Annotated in this window: 15 protein-coding genes; 3 read left to right on the top strand and 12 right to left on the bottom strand. The window is 31.4% G+C overall.

Annotated elements, in window-relative coordinates; genetic code table 11:
- Window positions 1-3: 3 nt before the first annotated feature.
- From galE to ACSYT2_RS02775, 3 genes are read left to right on the top strand one after another with little or no spacing between them, the layout of a single operon-like run.
- Window positions 4-993 carry a UDP-glucose 4-epimerase GalE gene (galE, locus tag ACSYT2_RS02785; RefSeq protein ID WP_438383323.1) on the top strand — a complete coding sequence of 330 codons (990 nt, stop codon included), beginning with the start codon at window positions 4-6 and terminating at the stop codon, window positions 991-993.
- A gap of 10 nt (window positions 994-1,003) precedes the next feature.
- On the top strand, window positions 1,004-2,497 hold the full coding sequence (gene galT, locus ACSYT2_RS02780) for a UDP-glucose--hexose-1-phosphate uridylyltransferase (RefSeq protein WP_438383321.1): 1,494 nt from the start codon (window positions 1,004-1,006) through the stop codon (window positions 2,495-2,497).
- Between the two features lie 14 nt (window positions 2,498-2,511).
- Complete coding sequence (locus tag ACSYT2_RS02775) at window positions 2,512-3,534, top strand: LacI family DNA-binding transcriptional regulator (RefSeq protein WP_438383319.1); 1,023 nt, start codon at window positions 2,512-2,514, stop codon at window positions 3,532-3,534.
- Between the two features lie 362 nt (window positions 3,535-3,896).
- On the opposite strand, the gene ACSYT2_RS02770 is transcribed toward ACSYT2_RS02775, so the two are convergent.
- The 12 genes from ACSYT2_RS02770 to ACSYT2_RS02715 form a co-directional block, all read right to left on the bottom strand.
- On the bottom strand, window positions 3,897-4,604 hold the full coding sequence (locus tag ACSYT2_RS02770) for an SIS domain-containing protein (RefSeq protein WP_438383317.1): 708 nt from the start codon (window positions 4,602-4,604) through the stop codon (window positions 3,897-3,899).
- A 286-nt stretch (window positions 4,605-4,890) separates the two neighbouring features.
- Window positions 4,891-8,409, bottom strand: coding sequence for a polysaccharide lyase 8 family protein (locus ACSYT2_RS02765; protein ID WP_438383315.1), 3,519 nt, complete (start codon window positions 8,407-8,409; stop codon window positions 4,891-4,893).
- Window positions 8,410-8,675: 266 nt separating this feature from the next.
- Window positions 8,676-9,293: a bifunctional 4-hydroxy-2-oxoglutarate aldolase/2-dehydro-3-deoxy-phosphogluconate aldolase gene (locus ACSYT2_RS02760; RefSeq protein ID WP_438383313.1), complete on the bottom strand. Its 618-nt coding sequence runs from the start codon at window positions 9,291-9,293 to the stop codon at window positions 8,676-8,678.
- A gap of 5 nt (window positions 9,294-9,298) precedes the next feature.
- The gene (locus ACSYT2_RS02755; RefSeq protein WP_497527231.1) at window positions 9,299-10,249 is read right to left on the bottom strand and encodes a sugar kinase; all 951 of its coding nucleotides are present in this window, start codon (window positions 10,247-10,249) and stop codon (window positions 9,299-9,301) included.
- A gap of 42 nt (window positions 10,250-10,291) precedes the next feature.
- Window positions 10,292-11,074 carry a 2-dehydro-3-deoxy-D-gluconate 5-dehydrogenase KduD gene (gene kduD, locus ACSYT2_RS02750; protein ID WP_438383312.1) on the bottom strand — a complete coding sequence of 261 codons (783 nt, stop codon included), beginning with the start codon at window positions 11,072-11,074 and terminating at the stop codon, window positions 10,292-10,294.
- A gap of 15 nt (window positions 11,075-11,089) precedes the next feature.
- On the bottom strand, window positions 11,090-11,920 hold the full coding sequence (gene kduI, locus ACSYT2_RS02745; protein ID WP_430857274.1) for a 5-dehydro-4-deoxy-D-glucuronate isomerase: 831 nt from the start codon (window positions 11,918-11,920) through the stop codon (window positions 11,090-11,092).
- Between the two features lie 165 nt (window positions 11,921-12,085).
- Window positions 12,086-14,194 carry an alginate lyase family protein gene (locus ACSYT2_RS02740; protein ID WP_438383310.1) on the bottom strand — a complete coding sequence of 703 codons (2,109 nt, stop codon included), beginning with the start codon at window positions 14,192-14,194 and terminating at the stop codon, window positions 12,086-12,088.
- Between the two features lies 1 nt (window position 14,195).
- Window positions 14,196-15,383, bottom strand: a complete 1,188-nt coding sequence (locus ACSYT2_RS02735) for a glycoside hydrolase family 88 protein (protein WP_438383308.1) — start codon at window positions 15,381-15,383, stop codon at window positions 14,196-14,198.
- Between the two features lie 64 nt (window positions 15,384-15,447).
- Window positions 15,448-15,939: a PTS sugar transporter subunit IIB gene (locus tag ACSYT2_RS02730; protein ID WP_438383306.1), complete on the bottom strand. Its 492-nt coding sequence runs from the start codon at window positions 15,937-15,939 to the stop codon at window positions 15,448-15,450.
- Window positions 15,940-15,991: 52 nt separating this feature from the next.
- Window positions 15,992-16,786, bottom strand: coding sequence for a PTS system mannose/fructose/sorbose family transporter subunit IID (locus ACSYT2_RS02725; protein WP_438383304.1), 795 nt, complete (start codon window positions 16,784-16,786; stop codon window positions 15,992-15,994).
- Window positions 16,779-17,552, bottom strand: a complete 774-nt coding sequence (locus tag ACSYT2_RS02720) for a PTS mannose/fructose/sorbose/N-acetylgalactosamine transporter subunit IIC (RefSeq protein ID WP_438383302.1) — start codon at window positions 17,550-17,552, stop codon at window positions 16,779-16,781. Before ACSYT2_RS02720 ends, ACSYT2_RS02725 begins: the two co-directional genes overlap by 8 nt.
- A 14-nt stretch (window positions 17,553-17,566) precedes the next feature.
- The gene (locus tag ACSYT2_RS02715; protein WP_438383300.1) at window positions 17,567-17,980 is read right to left on the bottom strand and encodes a PTS sugar transporter subunit IIA; all 414 of its coding nucleotides are present in this window, start codon (window positions 17,978-17,980) and stop codon (window positions 17,567-17,569) included.
- Between the last annotated feature and the right edge of the window lie 105 nt (window positions 17,981-18,085).

Genomic DNA, 18,085 nt, shown 5'->3' with positions numbered 1-18,085 from the left:
TAAATGGCAATATTAGTTTGTGGTGGTGCTGGATACATTGGTTCTCATACAGTACACCAACTTATAAATCAAAATGAAGATGTTATTATAGTAGACAACCTTCAAAGTGGTCATAGAGGAGCTATAAATAAGAAGGCAAAATTTTATGAAGGTGATATTAGGGATAGGGATTTTTTAGATAATGTATTTAAGTCTAATTCTATTGATTCTGTAATTCACTTTGCTGCTAATTCTCTAGTTGGAGAAAGTATGACAAACCCTTTGCTTTACTTTAATAATAATGTATATGGAATGCAAGTTTTACTAGAAACAATGGTTAAGCACAGTGTTAAGAATATTGTATTTTCTTCTACTGCTGCAGTATATGGTGAGCCAAAGTCTGTTCCTATACTTGAAGATTCAGAAACGAATCCAACTAATCCATACGGTGAAACAAAGTTAACAATGGAAAAAATGATGAAATGGGTTAGTTCTGCAAATGGCATTAATTATGTATCTTTAAGATACTTTAACGTAGCTGGTGCTTTAGATGATGGTAGTATTGGTGAGGACCATACCCCTGAAACTCACTTAATACCTTTAATACTTCAAGTTCCCCTAAAGAAACGTGAATTTATCACAGTATTTGGTGATGACTATCCTACTGAAGATGGTACTTGTATTCGTGATTACATTCATGTACTTGACCTTGCTAATGCACATATTAGAGCAGTTAATTATTTACGTGCTGGTAATGAGAGCAATATTTTTAACTTAGGTAATGGAACTGGATTCTCTGTTAAAGAAATGATAGATGCAACTAAGCTAGTTACAAAGGAAGATATTAAAGTTGTAATGGGAGAAAGAAGAGCTGGTGACCCTGCTATTCTTATTGCTTCAAGTAAAAAGGCAAATAAAATCTTAAATTGGACTCCAAAATATACTGATATTAAAGATATTATAAATTCAGCTTGGACATGGCATCAAAATAACCCTAATGGTTTTGAAGATTAAGGAGGTTCTCATGATTAATGTTGAAATAAATAGACTAATAAACTTTGCACTACAGAATAACTTAATTACAGATTTAGATGTAATATATTCTACAAACATGCTCCTTGGATTATTGGAATTAAATGAGTTTACACCTATGAAAATTGATGAGACTCTAGAAACTCCTACTGATATATTAGAAAATATCCTAGACTACGCTGTATCTATAGATATTATTAATGATACAGTTACTGAAAGAGATTTATTTGATACTAAGGTTATGAATTGTATTATGCCTAGACCTTCTGAAGTAATAAATACTTTTAATAGTCTTTATTCAGAATCACCTGTTAAGGCTACTAACTACTACTTCAACCTAAGTATTGCTTCTAACTATATTAGAAAATCAAGAACAGATAAAAATATTTTATGGAAAACAACCACAAACTATGGTGATTTAGATCTTACAATAAATTTATCTAAACCCGAAAAAGATCCTAAAGATATTGCAAGAGCAAAGCTTATTAAATCTTCATCTTATCCTAAGTGTTTGCTTTGCAGGGAGAATGAAGGCTTTTATGGAAACTTAAATCATCCTGCTAGACAAACCCATAGAATTATACCAATGTCCTTTAATAACAATGAATGGTTTTTACAGTATTCTCCTTACACTTATTATAACGAACACTGTATTATCCTAAATAGTGAACATATACCAATGAAGATTTCAAGAACTACCTTTGAAAATTTAATAGGGTTCATTGATAAAGTTCCTCATTATTTTGCTGGTTCTAATGCTGATTTACCTATAGTAGGTGGCTCAATATTATCCCATGACCATTATCAAGGTGGACGTTATACCTTTGCAATGGAAGAAGCACCTATTGAGAAAATTTATAGTATCAAAAACTATGAAGATGTATCTGTTGGACGTGTTAAGTGGCCTATGTCTGTATTAAGATTATCTTCAAATAACAAAGATTCCTTAATCTCATTAGGTGAAAAGATATTAATAGATTGGATTAATTATTCTGATGAGTCAGTTGAAATATTGAGCCATACTAATGATACTCCACATAATACTATTACTCCTATTGCAAGAAAGCGTGATGGTAAATATGAATTAGATCTTGTATTAAGAAATAATAGAACAAATGAGGAGCATCCACTTGGTATATTCCATCCTCATGCTGAAGTACATCATATAAAGAAGGAAAATATAGGACTTATAGAGGTAATGGGACTAGCTGTTCTTCCTGCAAGATTAAAGGATGAGATTGCTATAATTAAGGAATATTTATTATCTAAGACTCCTACAATATCTACTTATGAAATTGTAAATATACATTCTGACTGGTATAATTACATTACTGAAAAATACAATGATATCAATATTTCAAATGTAGATTCTATTTTAGAAAATGAGATTGGATATAAATTCTTAGAAGTACTACATCATGCTGGAGTATTTAAAAGAGATGATATAGGTCTTGCTGCATTTGATAAATTTGTAAATACATTATAAGGTGGATTATTAATATGAAGGTAACTATAGCAGAAGTAGCAGAAAGAGCTAATGTTTCCGTTGCTACAGTATCAAGGGTAATGAACGGAAATTACCCTGTAAAAGCTGAAACAAAGGAAAATGTTCTTAAGGCAATAAAAGAACTTAAATATATACCAAATATGCAAGCTAGAGAATTAACTCAGCAAAGATCTTCTATTATAGGTGTAGTAGTTCCAAGTATAAACAATATGTTCTTCCCAGCAGTAATTGATGGTATTGATAGTTCTCTTAAATCTAATTCACTATCTTTCATCCTTTGCTGTACTAATGGTGATAAAAATGAAGAGATGAAATATGTAAATGAATTAATCTCAAGAAATGTATCAGGTATTATAGTTATTAGCCCTGATATAAAAAATATGAAATCTAAATTTTATAATGATATAGCTAAGCAAATTCCAATTGTATTTGTTAATGGTTCTTCAACCTCACCAAATATTTCAACAGTCTGCAATGATGAAGCTAAAGGTGCAAGGATTGCTTTAGACTATCTTTTTGAAAATAATCATAAGGATATATTATTTATTAGAGGTACTAATAGTTATTCCTACGATGTTAAAGAAGAGTGCTATAGAGAATTCATGATGGATATAGACAATTTCAAAGAGGAAAATATCATTAATATAGGTTCTGGTAATAGTAGTGAAACTGTTGGTAATACTACTTCTATACTTTTAGATATTTTAGAATCTACTACTGCTACTGCTATATTTGCTTGCAATGACCTTATGGGAGTAGGTGCAATAAATGCCTGTAAGAGATTAAATATTAATGTTCCTAAGGACATGTCTATAATAGGTTTTGATAATATAGAATTGTGTAAATTTATAGAGCCTAACTTAACAACTATAGATCAGAACATGTCTTTATTAGGTGAGAATGCAGCATCTCTACTCCTTGAAAAGATTAATATTAATAATGAGTATAGTAAAAATATTATACTTAATAATACATTAGTAAAAAGAGACACTGTTGCTATGCTTTCTAATCAATAATGACTAACTAGTATATTGTTTAAATCCTATTGTTCTACTAAAGAGAAATGTTAAAAAATTTACATTTTCAACATTTCTCTTTAGTAGTTAATAGGGTTTTAATTACACATATTAAGCTCGTTATTTTCGCCTATTCCCAAAAAGTATTATCAAATATATGCATTTAATCAAATCAATTTAAATTGTGTAATAGAATAAAATAGTTCCCCCTAGATGATGTCTTCACATTTCCACTTTAATAATACTTCTTTATATTTTTAATAATATAGTAAATTGTTTTATTTTATGAAAAAATAGAGAGCACTAAAAACTTTTAGTTTTCTAGTTCCCTCCTTTTGGCTGAAAATATTGTATAAACCAAACTATCTTCGAGTTAATCTATCCTTATATTTAGATAATAATTTTTCATTGAATTCTTTACCACCATCTACATTGGCACTCATAAATACAGGAGGTATAAATCCTTTATTAACCATTATTTCAATTGCTTCAATAACTGCTGAATTTAGCAACATTGCTCCTGCTATGGAAGATGTTCCTGCGATTTTAACTGGTAATCCTGGTACCTCCAAACAAGAGTCACCTTCCACCCCCATATTATCCAAAATAACATCTGCATAATCAAATAACATCTTACCACTAGAATGCCTTGAGGTTAGCTTTTTAGAAACTTCATAACATGTAACAATAATGACTTTAATCCCTTTTTCTTTTGCCCCTTTAGCAATCTCTATTCCCAATGGATTTCTTCCTGAATTTGATATTATTATCAAAATATCCTCTTTTCTCAAATCTGTCATCTTGATAAAGGCTTCCCCAACACCTTCTATCCTTTCATATATCCCACCAGATGGTTCTATTATTTGTTTTGAAGGAATTAATCCTCCTGCTCTTCCGCATATTTCTAAGGCTGTTCCATAGGAATGTCCTGATCCATATGCTTGTAATATACCTCCATTCGTAATTGACTCCGCAATTAATTCAGCAGCCCTCATTACATTTTCCTTTTGCTTTACTCTTATTTTACCTAATAACTGAAGTATCTCATCATAATATTTTTCACTTAGCATTTTACAAACCTCCATTTTTTCTGCAAGTATTCCTTAACCATTTCATCTTTTTACGTACTATATTTACTTCTTTCCTCTTCCCTTAATTTAAAAGGACTATATTAGTATTTTTCTAAAGGAAATACAAATGATTTTCATTGGTACTCTCTTTATTACACTATTAAATGAATCAAATTATATGCAAGTAGGTTTTGTAATCGAAAATTAAAGGGGATATTTCAAATTTTTATAATTTTGATACATCCCCCTTTTTCTATCTATACCACCTACTTTTTATTTGAGGTGTCTACTTTTTCTTTCTAGATATAGCTAAGCCTCCAGCCCCTAAAGCAAATAATGAACCTAGTATACCTAATGCTCCAGTGTCACTAGTCTTTACAGGATTAGTTGTAGGCTCTTCTTTATCTACCTTATCCTTATCTATCTCTCCTGAATTGTTATTATCCCCTGGCTTGTTATCATTATCACCTGGTTTATTTCCAGTATCCTCTTGTCCATTATCTGACTCAGATACTAACTTTATCTTAGCATTTAAGCTTTGACCAGCACTCTTATCTACATTAATTTTTAGAATTATGCTATCACCATTTGATATAACTTCTACATTTTCATCATTGGATATAAGCTTTTCTGCCTTTTCATTAAGCTGAACAGTTATAACTCCATTGTTTTTCATAGTTGGGTCAGATACAGATATATCTAAAATACCATTTTCTTTTTGCATTATAACAGAAGCCTTTCCATTTACCTTTAAACCTTCTACTTCTATCTCTTTATCATTCCAGAAGTTTGCCGCAAAAATTCCTTTATTATTTTCTTTTACAGCTTGAACATCTTCATTATTCTCCACTACTTCTATTTGTGATCCTTCAGCATAACTTGCAGTATCATCCTTACTTATGTTAGGTAATAATACATATTCATAACTGTCATTAGTAGGGTTAGTTCCATGATCTTCCCACATTGTAAAGAAAGTATTTGTTATAGGCGTTGCTGATTGTCCATTATTAATTTCCTTCCAGCTTCCTGTTCTTGTATCTCTCTTTACATTGATAGATGATGATTTAGGGAAATAGTATCCTATACTTGAGTTTGTATCTTCACCCTCTAGGTAAGCCCACTTTGCATCATCAATCTTAGTTTCATTATCAATATTCTCTGTTAATTCTTGCCCATTAATATATATCTTATCATTATCCTTATTGATTAATCTATTTTCAAATATTGTTTCAATACCATTATCCTTTGTACTTGTAACACCTGCTCCTAAGGCAACTATTTCATTATCAAACATGAAGTAAGACTTTTTAGCTTCTAAATCCATGCCTAAATCCTTCTTAGGATTACTTCTCTTATTATCTAAGTACATTCCACTAACACCGTAATCTCCAAGGTTTGCTCCTCCAACCCAGTCTTGCATAGAGGTTGCTGTTTCACCTGGACCATAGCTAGTGCCTGCAACATTTCCAAATATATTCTTTGTATCTACTGTTGTTCCTGGCAATCTCTTTGAATCTACTGTTGGCCAGAAATCATTTGAATATTGTCCAATATCACCATTATAAAGGTATGTCATACCATCTGAAGTGTGATAGCCTTTTAGGTTTTCACCATTTAGGGACTCATAGTTAGCTACTCTACTTGAGTACATACTTAATCCAAAAACATAGCCTGGTCTTCTATGAACTACTCTATCCATATTAGGGAAGTTGTAATTACCTATTAATTCCCCTCTTGCACTAACAGTATCATCCTTCATTAATGCCTTAGCTTGAACAGTAAATTGAAGATTAGTTGAGGTTCCTATAATATCTCTCTTATCATTTGATTCTATCCATTCCTTTATCATAGCTTTATATCTATCTTTATATTCTTCTGGAGCTGACTCTGTATAGAAGGCTAGTATTCTTCTCATAATTCCAAAGCCATGTCCATAGTCTCTTTCATTAGCTCTAGATATAGCTCTTCCACTAACCATATTCATCATTACACCTTTATACATAAGTGGTTCAAAGGAATCTAATATTACTTCATATATTGTATTTAGCTTATCCTCATCAATTGCCCATGGGGTATTATTTAATACGTGAGCCATCTCTCCAACTCCGCCTATTAAAACTGCTCCATAGGACCCTGCATAAGGTATATTTCCATGTTCTATCCATGAACCATCCTTATAATATCCGTCTATCTTTTGCCCCTCTTCTTCAATTATCTCTTCTACATATTTGAATAGAGGATCTAGCTTACTAACTCCAAGATTAATTCTATCTTCATTTTTTGAAAGTAGCCCATTATATATAACAACTTTACACATATCAGCTCTATTTGCACCTACTGCTGGATATCTTCCTTGAGTATGCATTGTAGGATCTTTTACATATATATCTACAACATCTGTATATTCTAGAATTTCTAAATCAGTAAACTCACTTTTTAAGATAATTAATATGCTATTTAATTTTTGAGGTGTTCCTACTTCCCAATCCCACCAATTGTTATAGAACTTCTTTCCATCATATCTATTCTCTTTAAGCCACTGTAATCCATCCTTGATATCCTTTAATAAATCCCTATTTCCTTTTAAATCAGATCCATTAATTGTATATGCAACTGCCATATCATAAAGTCTATTATATTGTGTAGTTACATGTGCTGAATTTGTTGTACTAGTAGCATCATCCCAAAGACCTTTTTTATCTTGAGATTTATTCATTGAGTTCCAATACTTTCTACCATTATCTACTTGAGTCTTTATAGTATTAACTGTCTGCTCATCATTTAAATCTATTATTGAGTTTGGAACCATAGTCTCAAATATGCCATCTAATGCTTTATTATATTCTATAGTCTTGTCCTCACCAACTTTAATAGTGAATGCTCCTAAGTCCTTGCCACTTTCACTTATAGCTTTAATTGTAGTACTTCCAATTCCTTCTGCATAAACCAAACCATCTTTTATCTTTGCAATAGCTTCATTACTAGATACTAAGGTATATTTTTCTTTTGAGTGTGATGGATATAAAGTTCCCTTTGGTCTATATAAAGAACCTAAACCAAGATTAACCAAAGGACTTTCAAAGTCTATTTTTTCAAGGTTTGCTGTATCTGTATTTACACTTAAACTATCTATTGCAAAACTTCCTGTAGCTCCTTTGCTACTAGCTACAACATTGCCAAATACAAATATAACCTTCATTTTCGTGGCTTTAGTTTTTGTTCCTATTTCTACTTCATATTCAGTCCAATCAGTTGTTCCACTTAACTTCTTAACATCTTTTCTCTCTAATACAGTTCCTTTTTCATCATAATATTCTACTCTTACTGATAAAGGTTCACTTACCCCAATTCCATCAGTCTTTATTTTTAACTTTAACTTATACCCTACTTCTGGGGATATCTTTATAAATGAATCTGGTTGAAAGAATCCTACTGTATTATTAGCAGTTACTTCAACATATTTCCCACCGTCTTTAGATGAATCTTCTATAACCTTTCCATAAGGAGTATTGCTTCCAGTTGCTGATGCTCCTCCCCATTTTCTCAATTGCCATTCACTTGGTCTTACGGAATTTTCCCACCAAGTCTTCCAAGTGTTATCGGTTTCATTTTTGGTTATGCTAAAATCTTCATTTAATAAAGCAGTACTAGATCTATCTTCGCCTCTTAGTATTTCACTTTCTATTCTTTGTTCTGCAAAAGCTTTAGCTGTAATAATATTGCTTCCTCCACCTATAACTACATTAGTTATACATGCTATGGCAAGACCTCTTACTATTAACATTTTTATTTTCTTCCTATTCATTACATCCACTCCTAACAATCTTGATACTTTTATTAGGAGCAATTTATATGCCAAAGGAGTAAATTTATCTTTAAGCTTGTCTCACTCTCATTTAGATAAATATTATATATTCATTTGAAGCTTTTTTTTATAAGAATTTTGTTACACTTATAAAAAAGAGTACAACAAAACTACTTTGTTGTACTCTTTTCAATGACAGTATTGTTATATTCTAATTAAATCTATGACTAACTACCATAAACTATATAACACTTACTAAATGTTCACTATATCCTTGCTTTTATGTTCTTGCAGTAATTAATAATTCCATTACTACCTTCTGTTTTAAAGATTTTATTTAAATCGCTACCTATTCCAAAACAATCTGCTCCAGCTTCTAACCACTCAGAAAAATTAGAATCACTTACACCGCCAGTTGGCATTATATTTATATCTGAGTAAATTGACTTTGCAGCTTTTATAAAGCCTTTACCAACTACATTCCCTGGGAATACCTTAACAAACTTTACTCCCATAGAATATGCTTTGTTAAGCTCTGACATAGTCATAACTCCAGGTATAACAGGCAGATTTAAATAAGCTCCACCTTTTACTATCTCTTCATCTAAACAAGGGGAAACAATAAAGTCTGCTTTATTTTCAGCACATTCCTTTAATTGCTCTTCCTTTAAAACTGTTCCTGCACCAACTATTACATCTTCATGGCTCTCTTTTAATTCTTTTATTAACTTAGCTCCACTTGGAACAGTCATTGTAACTTCTATAACATTTATTCCGCCTTCAATAGCTGCTAAACTAATTTCTTTTGCTTCTTCATATGTATTAGTTCTTATAACTGCTACTGCCTTACTCTTAATTAATGATTCATATATATTTTTACACATATCTATTACCTCTCAACCTTTTTGGATAGACCCATATAGACTAATACATCTTCATAATATGGTAGACCTTCATTATCCCCTTCTACTCCAACTACAATTGATCCAACAGCATTTGCAAACTTTACTGCCTCTTCTAAGGTCTCTCCCTTTATTATTGACCTTAAAAATCCTGCTGCAAAGCCATCTCCTGCACCAACTGTATCTACTAAAGCTCTAGGCTTAATTCCATCTACTTCATAAATATTATTTCCATCTGATGCTACTGCACCCTTAGCCCCTCTTTTGACTACAACAGTTTCTATACCAAAGTCATGGAATTCTTTAATTCCTTTGCTTATATCATTATGACCAAGTAATACCTCTATTTCTTCATCTCCAACCAATAGTATATCTACATTAGGTAAAATTTTATGAATAAAGCTGCTTGCTTCTTCCTTAGTCCACATCTTCAATCTAATATTAGGATCAAAAGAGATGGTTAAATTATATTTCTTTGCAATTTCTATAGCTTCTAAAATAAGCTCTCTATTATGTTCATTTATTGATGGTAGCACCCCAGTAATATGTAGTACCTTACATTCTTTAAAATACTCTTCATCAATATCTTTTATATTTAATGTTTCTGTTGGTGAGTTTGCTCTATAATAGAAGGATCTACTTGCACCATCTGCTAGAACTTCTTTGAAATATACTGATGTATTATATCCATCTACCTGCTCTACTTGGGATACATCTATACCTTCACCCTTAGCTGTTTTTAATATATATTTTCCAAAGTCATCATTTCCAAGTCTACTAATCCATCCTATATTTAGCCCAAGCCTTGCGCAACCAATTGCTACATTTAACTCTGCCCCACCCATTTTTCTTTCAAAAGTATTTGAAAATATTATGGGTCCTTTTTTTTCTGGGCACATTGCTATCATTCCATCTCCTATAGTAATTACATCTAACACTTTAACACCTCTCTTCTTAAGTGATCCCTTTATAAATCTAAACTATCTTACAAGCCATCCACCATCAACTGCTAATATATGTCCATTAACATAATCTGATGCTCTACTTGATAGGAATACTATTGCTCCCATTAAATCAAATGGATCTGCCCATCTATCAGCTGGAATTCTTCCTTGTATTTCTGCATTTCTCTTCTCATCTGCTCTAATTGGAGCTGTGTTTGCAGTCTTAATATATCCTGGTGCTATAGCATTGATTTGAATGTTTTTGCATGCTAGTTCATTTGCAAATGCTTTAGTAATACCAGCTACTCCATGCTTACTTGCTGTATATGGAGGTACAAACTTTCCACCTTGGAATGAAAGCATTGAAGCTACGTTAACTATCTTACCGCTACCTTGCTCTACCATTATTCTAGCTACTTCTTGGCTTAAGAAATAAACTGCATTTAGGTTTATATCCATTACTGAATTCCAATCTTCTTCCTTGTACTCAAGAAGTGGAGCTCTTCTAATAGTTCCTGCATTATTAATTAATACATCTATTTTTCCGAATTCCTTCATAGCTGCATCAATAACCTTTGCTCTATCTTCCTTCTTAGTTAAGTCTCCTTGTACAAATACTACCTTCTTACCTTCTTTTTCTATTAACTCTCTAGTTTCATCCCAATCATTATTGAATGTTGGTATAACTAAATCTGCACCAGCCTTAGCTAAAGCAACTGCATAAGCTTGACCTAAACCAGTATTTCCACCAGTTACAATTGCAACCTTTCCATCTAATCTAAAGAAATCCATTGTGAAATTATCTAACATATTTGACATATTATTTTCCTCCAATTACTTTAATAACTTACTATCAACTGGTTGTAAGTCACCGTAGTTTTTATTTTCTCCACACATTCCCCATATGAATGTATAATTGCTTGTTCCAGTTCCTGAATGTATTGACCAATTTGGTGAAATTGTTGCTTGTTCATTAGACATTACTATGTGTCTAGTTTCATCTGGCTTACCAACTAGGTGGAATACTCTTGTGTTTTCTTCCATGTTGAAGTAGAAATAAACTTCCATTCTTCTTGGATGTAAATGTACAGGCATTGTATTCCAACCACTACCTTCTTCTAAGACAGTCATTCCCATTAGAAGTTGACAACTTTCGCAAACACTTGGGTCTACGTATTTATATATTGTTCTCTTATTCATTTCTTTTTCTGATCCCATTTTAGTTGGATTAGCATCCTTAAATGCAACCTTTACTGTTGGGTATTCTTTATGAGCTGATGCGCTATTCATATAGAACTTAGCTGGATTTTTAGCATCCTTACTTAAGAAAGCAATTTCCTTAGTTCCTTTTCCTATGTACATACCATCATATTGAACCATTTCATGTTCAACGCCATCTAAAATGATAGTTCCTTCTCCACCAATATTAATTACAGCCATTTCTCTATTTTGTAGGAAATAGTCACTTCCTATTTCTTCAGAAATATTTATCTCAACTTTAGCATCTAAAGGCTTTGCCCCTAATACCATTATTCTATCGTCATTGCAGTAAGTAACTGTTAATGCATTATCTTGGAAAATTTCTTCTATTAAATATTTCTTTCTTAATTCCTCTGTATTTAAAGTTTTTAATTCATCTGGACCTACTGAATATCTTATATCCATTATAAATTCCTCCCTATTATTTATTCTGTAATATAATTAAAGCAAGTTACATGCCAAGTTTATCATTACAATAACTTTGGCTATATAACTTGCTTTGTAGGGGGTATTTTTATTTTTTAATGACACTATTTTATTCTACTATGACACTGTCACAGTATATTTTTTTTAGTATGCCAATATCTCTGTTTCTATTTTATTGTCATCTTCTTTTATAACAGCTACTCTACCATAAACTCTATGCCCATTTATAATGTATAATTTCCTTCCTTTCGGATCTTCTCTATGAACTAACAATAGGGTGTATTTCTTATTATTAATATCTATTGAAATTCCTTCTACTATATCTTTCGGCATCTTCTTTCCTTGCCAATCAAATATATCAACTGCTTCAATATTAGCTTTATGGCATTCATCTTTATTAACACCATACATTACAGTGTTAATAAAGGAATTACCTTTACTATTAAAATTGAAAATTCCTCTGGTACTTTTATATCCTTCATTATAATTCTTTGAAACAAAGTTATCTTCTATTAAGAATTCGCCTTCATTACTAATATTTTCAATATAGAAATTAATTTTATCACCTGAGTATTTAAGCTTATTCTTAGAAATTACCTCAACCTCTTCCTTATTAAAGTTATAGAACTGAGTATACTTATTCTCTTCATTAGTAAAGAACTCATCACTAACTACCCAGATATCAGGTTTTATAAATAATACTTTTCTATTAACCACTGTAGGCTTACTACTATTTATATATCCTAAATGTCCACCTTCAACAAAATCATAATTTTCTTTAAATTTATGTAAACCCTTTAGGGGAGTTGCTACTGCACTATTACTCCAGGAGCTTGTACATACTGTAAAATCACTATCATTTATAATATTTGTATTATGGCTCTTAGGTCTTTTAAGCTCAATTCTTTCTTCTTTATCTGGAGAATAAGTAAATCTTCCTGAATCAATTAAGATATCTTCACCTTTGCAGTTAATTTCAAGATGTAGTGTATCACTATGACCATGACCACTTCCTAAAAATCCACACTTAAACATGCTGTAAGAATCTTCTTCACCAAAGCCAGTTCTCATGAAATATAGCCCCGTATCTTCAAAAGCTTTTGACACTTCATCTAATTCAAGCTTTTCTAAGGAATCAAATTTTTCTATTCCCTTAGAACCATAAGTTAATAATGTATTTAAATCTATTTTTTTATTTCCATATCTCTTTAATATAGAATCTTTAAAGATAATTGCTCCAAAATTCATTAAATCCCTTAAATCCTCTTCATCACTATCTCCATAATTACTTTGACAGTGATTTGGTTTCATTATATATAAAGTTGCATATAGCATATCCTTTACTTTTTTCTTTATTGAATTTGAAATCTCAATATTATTTTTTTCTGCTATTGCTAGAATCTCTAAGAAACACTTAAGCATTTCATTATGATATTGGAAGGATTGCTCCCAATGTAGGCCATCTTCAACTACTTGAATATTGATGGCATCTTCTAGGGTCTTAATAGATTCCTTGTTGTATAATTTAGATACCTTTAACTCTGGGAAAAATCTTTGTGCAATGAAAGCTCCTTGTTGTTCTAATATAATCCAATTACTTAAAATTCTTTCAGGCTTATTATTTTCATGTAAATAAACTAAATGATCATTAATGGATACTAAAACCTTACATAGCAAATCCTCACCTATTTCACTATTATTAAATAGAACCTCTAAGGATTTAACCCAATTCTTAATTCTTATTCCAGCTTCGATAGTTCTCCATGTGGTATTTTTTAAGGCATCTATATCCTTATTATTATCTATCCAGTCATTCATTAGATAAGTCATAGCTCCAATATACTTTCTATCACCTGTATATAAATACCCTTCTGTTAAGGAAGTGAAAAATCTATGTCTACTTAACATAAAGGTCCACTCGTTATCCTTATACGGATTTAATGACCAATTAATTTCTTCACCAAACTTAACAGTGTCATAGCATCTTTCCATTTCCCAAGGTAGCGTAAATCTAAATTCTTTTCTTAGAACTTCCTCTGCTATATTAATAGTTCTATTTATATCATCACTGTGATTTTCCTTAGCATAATCCACTATAGCTTTTTCATTATCTATAAATGCTTTTACTGAATTTCTACTACAAAAGTACTTTTTTAATTCCTCTTTTCCTTTGATAAAATCTCCTGCTTCATATGAAGCTTTAACCTTTTCTAGTCCTTTAAATTCTAAATCCAGTACATCGAAAATTCTCATTTTACCAATATAACCTCCAGTCCCTCTTATGTAATCTCATTAGAGCTTCCATAAAGAAATAATCTCCCCATAAATTACATTCATCTACCCCTTTATTGTGTTGCCATGAATATACTCCATGCATTAGAACTCCATCTGAATCTTCATTAACAGTTGTGTAGTTATTTATTAAGTTTCTAAGCATCTCATGAGCTGATCTTGTATAAACATCTTTATTATTATAGTTTTCATCAAACTTATTTCTCTCAAATATTCCACAAGCAGTTATAACTGCTGATGATGAATCTCTTGGTTCATTATCTTCAGCTGTAAATGTTAGATCCCAATAAGGAATCAAATCTTCTGGTAATCTATTTAAGTAGTAATTTGTTACTGCCTCAAATATTTCCTTGGAAATTTCATTCTTATTGTATCTGTAATTTATAGGCATACCTAATATTGCCCAAGCTTGTCCCCTTGCCCAACATGAATCATTTTTATATCCTTGATGAGTTGCACCCTTTGTAGGCTTACCTGTTTCTTTATCAAAGTAATATGTATGATATGTTGAAGAATCTTCTCTAATAACATTATGTATAGCAGTATTAAAATGCTTATTTGCAATTTCTAAGAATGAATCATCTTTAGTTTCTTCATATGCCCAATATAATATTGGTAAGTTTAAAAAACAATCTATTATTAATCTGTATTCACTTTCTTCACCTAGATTTCCCCAAGCTTGAATAAACTCACCCTTTTCTTGATATCTTCCCTTTAATTTTGTTGCTGCTTTTATACCTAATTCTCTAGCTCTTTCACTTCCTGTTATCTTATAATCAGCTACTACTGAAAGAGAATATAAAAATCCAATATCATGATGGTTTAAAACGAAATCATTCTTATATCTCTCTTCGAAGTTATCAGTATGAATTTGTGCTACCTTCTTATATTTTTCATCTCCTGTATATTCATAAGCTAACCATAAGATTCCTGTCCAAAAACCATTAGTCCAGTCATCATTATCTTTAACCCTATATTTTAAATTTGTGGTACATGCACTTGGAAACTTATTTATATATCTATCTAAATTTTCATCTATATTTTTAATTACTATATCTAGTCCCTTTTTTATTTCTTCAGGACTTAATAATTCATACTTCTCAAAAGTTTCTTTATTTTTTAATTCTTCTATTACTAAATTTCTAAACATATTCTTCACCACTCCAATTCATTTATAGTTAAAAAGGGGGAACCCTAATGGCTCCCCCTAATTTTTAAAAGCTTGCTTTGCTTAAGAATTCATCTAATAGTATATCTGCCTCATCAGGTACCATTCTAGCTGTTAGCTTAACACCTCTATCTAATAATTCCTTGAAAGCTTTATACTCTTCTTCAGTAACACTTACAGATTTCTTAATTTGTACTGTTCCTTCTCTCTTAGCCATGTTACCAACATTTATTTCTTTTATTTCTAATCCTTTATCCATTAAATCTAATGCATCCATTGGATTTTTTAGAACCATTAATACTTTTTGTGCTGCATACTTTCCAGCTAAAATATTAGTAGCTGCTTTTTCCTTAGATATTATTGATGTAGCTATTCCTGGAGGAGCCACCATCCTTAATATTCCTTTTTGCATATCATCTGCTGCAACAGCATCATTTGCTACCATTATTCTTCCTACACCTAAACCTGTTGACCACCTAGTAGCAACTTGTCCATGTATTAATCTATCATCTATTCTAATGTGAACTATCCCTTTCATTGTTCATCCCTCCAAAGTCATTAATTTATTGTCATTAATTTATTTTCTATTTTTATACGAATACCTTTAAGTTATGTAATACAATTCCTAATGCCATCAATATGAATATTACTTTAGTTGAAGTCATTCCTTTTCTTCCAAGTAACCAGTAAGTAAATCCTACTACAGCAACTGGTGCTAAGCCTGGCATTATCTTATCTGCAATATCTTGTAGTTTAAATAATACCTCACCATTTTGCCACTCAAATTTAAACTTTACATTTATAACACTTGGTACTAATGCTCCAACTACTGTGATACCTAAAATATTAGCCGCTTCAGTAATATTCTTTAACATACCACCAATTGAACCAACAAGTTTACTTCCTTGCTCATAACCAATTTTCATAAACTTCTTCATACAGAATAATCTTAAGATATTAAATGCTATCCATAAGAATATACCGATTGGATTTCCTTCTAGTGCCATGTATGCTGCAATTGATCCAATTACTGTATTAGGTAAAACTGTGAATAAAGTATCTCCTACACCTGCTAAAGGTCCCATTAATCCAGTCTTTATAGCTGTTACTGCTTCTCTTGCATCCTTTCCTTCTTCTTCTAAAGCTAATGCAGCACCTACAATTAATGATCCTGTTGTAGCATTAGTATTAAAGAATTGAGTATTATTTTCTACCGCTTCTTGTAATCCTTCTTTATCATCACCATATATTTCTTCTAATGCTGGTAACATTGCGTATCCATATCCTAGACCTTGCATTGTTTCATAGTTCCAACATGTATGAACTCCAAATAACCATCTCTTAAAGACTCTGTCCATTGTTTTTTTAGATACTTTTTTACTCATCTTCGTCATCTCCTCCACCAACTATTGAAACTGCTCCTTCTTGTCTTCTTTCATATGTCATTAATGCTAAAGCTAAACCTATGAATGATATTCCAAGCATTGGTACTCCTAAATATGCTGCTAAAGCGAAGCCTATTAATAAATATGCAACATACTTCTTGATTGATAAATACTTAAGTAATATAGCAACTCCTAATGCTGGTACTATTGATCCAGCAGTTTTTAATCCACCCATTAACCATAATGGCATGTTATCTACTATCCCTTGAACGAATGCTGTTCCTAATGATAATCCAAGAGCTACTGGTACTGCTCTAGATAAAGCCCAAGGAAGTAATCCTAATAAGTTCATCTTTTCCATTAACTTATAATTACCTTCTTTAGCAGCTTTAGTTGCTTTTTGATGAATAAATGTATTTGAGAATCTTGCTAATATATCTAATTGAGTAAGTAATAATGCAACTGGGATACCTAATGAAATTCCAAGTTCTGCATCTTGACCAGACATTATTGCAAATGCTGCTCCTAAAACTGCTCCACTAGTGTAGTCAGGTATTACCGCTCCACCAAAGTTACCAACCCCTAAAGACATTAAGTTAAGGGTACCACCTACAAACAATCCTGTTTGCATATCTCCTAGTAGTAAACCAGCTATTCCACCAGCAACTGTTGGCTTAGCTAAACCAAAACATGTATTTAACCCATCATATTGTGCAATAACTATAAATACTGTTACTGCGATAATTTGCCATACTTGTACATCCATTTTAAAATTCCTCCCTATTCATCATCTAAATTATTATTGTTTAATATAATACCTTGTGTTATCGAACCCTTAGCAGATTCTACTATATTAAGAACTACTTCATCTAAATTTGATGTTTTGTTCATAATAGCCTCAATTATCATAGATAAATTTACCCCTGCTATAACTTTTATTTTTTCGTCTTTTCCTGCTTCACAAAAGGCTCTGTTAAAAGGTGACCCTCCAAATAAATCTGCAAGTATTAAGACCTCTTTATTTTGACTCTTTAATTTCTCTATCTTTTTCTTAAGCTTTTCATGAAATATTTCTATCCCTTCCTCATCTAGTGCTAAACACTCTACTGATGTTTCTGGTCCTAGTATCATTCCTACTGCTTCGTTAAATCCTTTACATAAGGTGCTGTGACTTATTACTAAAATCTCATACATCTCTTTCACCTCCTTGCTTATACTTATAGCAACTTCCGTGCCAACTTTTAAATAACAAATGAAAAAAGTATGAAATTTAATCATACTTTTTTCACAAACCACCTA

Origin of the sequence: Clostridium zhoujianii (assembly GCF_051590805.1) — a bacterium.
Classification (GTDB): Bacteria; Bacillota; Clostridia; order Clostridiales; family Clostridiaceae; genus Clostridium.
This window is presented reverse-complemented; position numbering and strand designations above follow the sequence as displayed.

Excerpts from the sequence above, each read along its gene's own strand:
- galE (WP_438383323.1), top strand. The coding sequence starts at position 4 with ATGGCAATATTAGTTTGTGGTGGTGCTGGATACATTGGTTCTCATACA.
- galT (WP_438383321.1), top strand. The coding sequence starts at position 1,004 with ATGATTAATGTTGAAATAAATAGACTAATAAACTTTGCACTACAGAAT.
- ACSYT2_RS02775 (WP_438383319.1), top strand. The coding sequence starts at position 2,512 with ATGAAGGTAACTATAGCAGAAGTAGCAGAAAGAGCTAATGTTTCCGTT.
- ACSYT2_RS02770 (WP_438383317.1), bottom strand. The coding sequence starts at position 4,604 with ATGCTAAGTGAAAAATATTATGATGAGATACTTCAGTTATTAGGTAAA.
- ACSYT2_RS02765 (WP_438383315.1), bottom strand. The coding sequence starts at position 8,409 with ATGAATAGGAAGAAAATAAAAATGTTAATAGTAAGAGGTCTTGCCATA.
- ACSYT2_RS02760 (WP_438383313.1), bottom strand. The coding sequence starts at position 9,293 with ATGTGTAAAAATATATATGAATCATTAATTAAGAGTAAGGCAGTAGCA.
- kduD (WP_438383312.1), bottom strand. The coding sequence starts at position 11,074 with ATGTCAAATATGTTAGATAATTTCACAATGGATTTCTTTAGATTAGAT.
- kduI (WP_430857274.1), bottom strand. The coding sequence starts at position 11,920 with ATGGATATAAGATATTCAGTAGGTCCAGATGAATTAAAAACTTTAAAT.
- ACSYT2_RS02740 (WP_438383310.1), bottom strand. The coding sequence starts at position 14,194 with ATGAGAATTTTCGATGTACTGGATTTAGAATTTAAAGGACTAGAAAAG.
- ACSYT2_RS02735 (WP_438383308.1), bottom strand. The coding sequence starts at position 15,383 with ATGTTTAGAAATTTAGTAATAGAAGAATTAAAAAATAAAGAAACTTTT.
- ACSYT2_RS02730 (WP_438383306.1), bottom strand. The coding sequence starts at position 15,939 with ATGAAAGGGATAGTTCACATTAGAATAGATGATAGATTAATACATGGA.
- ACSYT2_RS02725 (WP_438383304.1), bottom strand. The coding sequence starts at position 16,786 with ATGAGTAAAAAAGTATCTAAAAAAACAATGGACAGAGTCTTTAAGAGA.
- ACSYT2_RS02720 (WP_438383302.1), bottom strand. The coding sequence starts at position 17,552 with ATGGATGTACAAGTATGGCAAATTATCGCAGTAACAGTATTTATAGTT.
- ACSYT2_RS02715 (WP_438383300.1), bottom strand. The coding sequence starts at position 17,980 with ATGTATGAGATTTTAGTAATAAGTCACAGCACCTTATGTAAAGGATTT.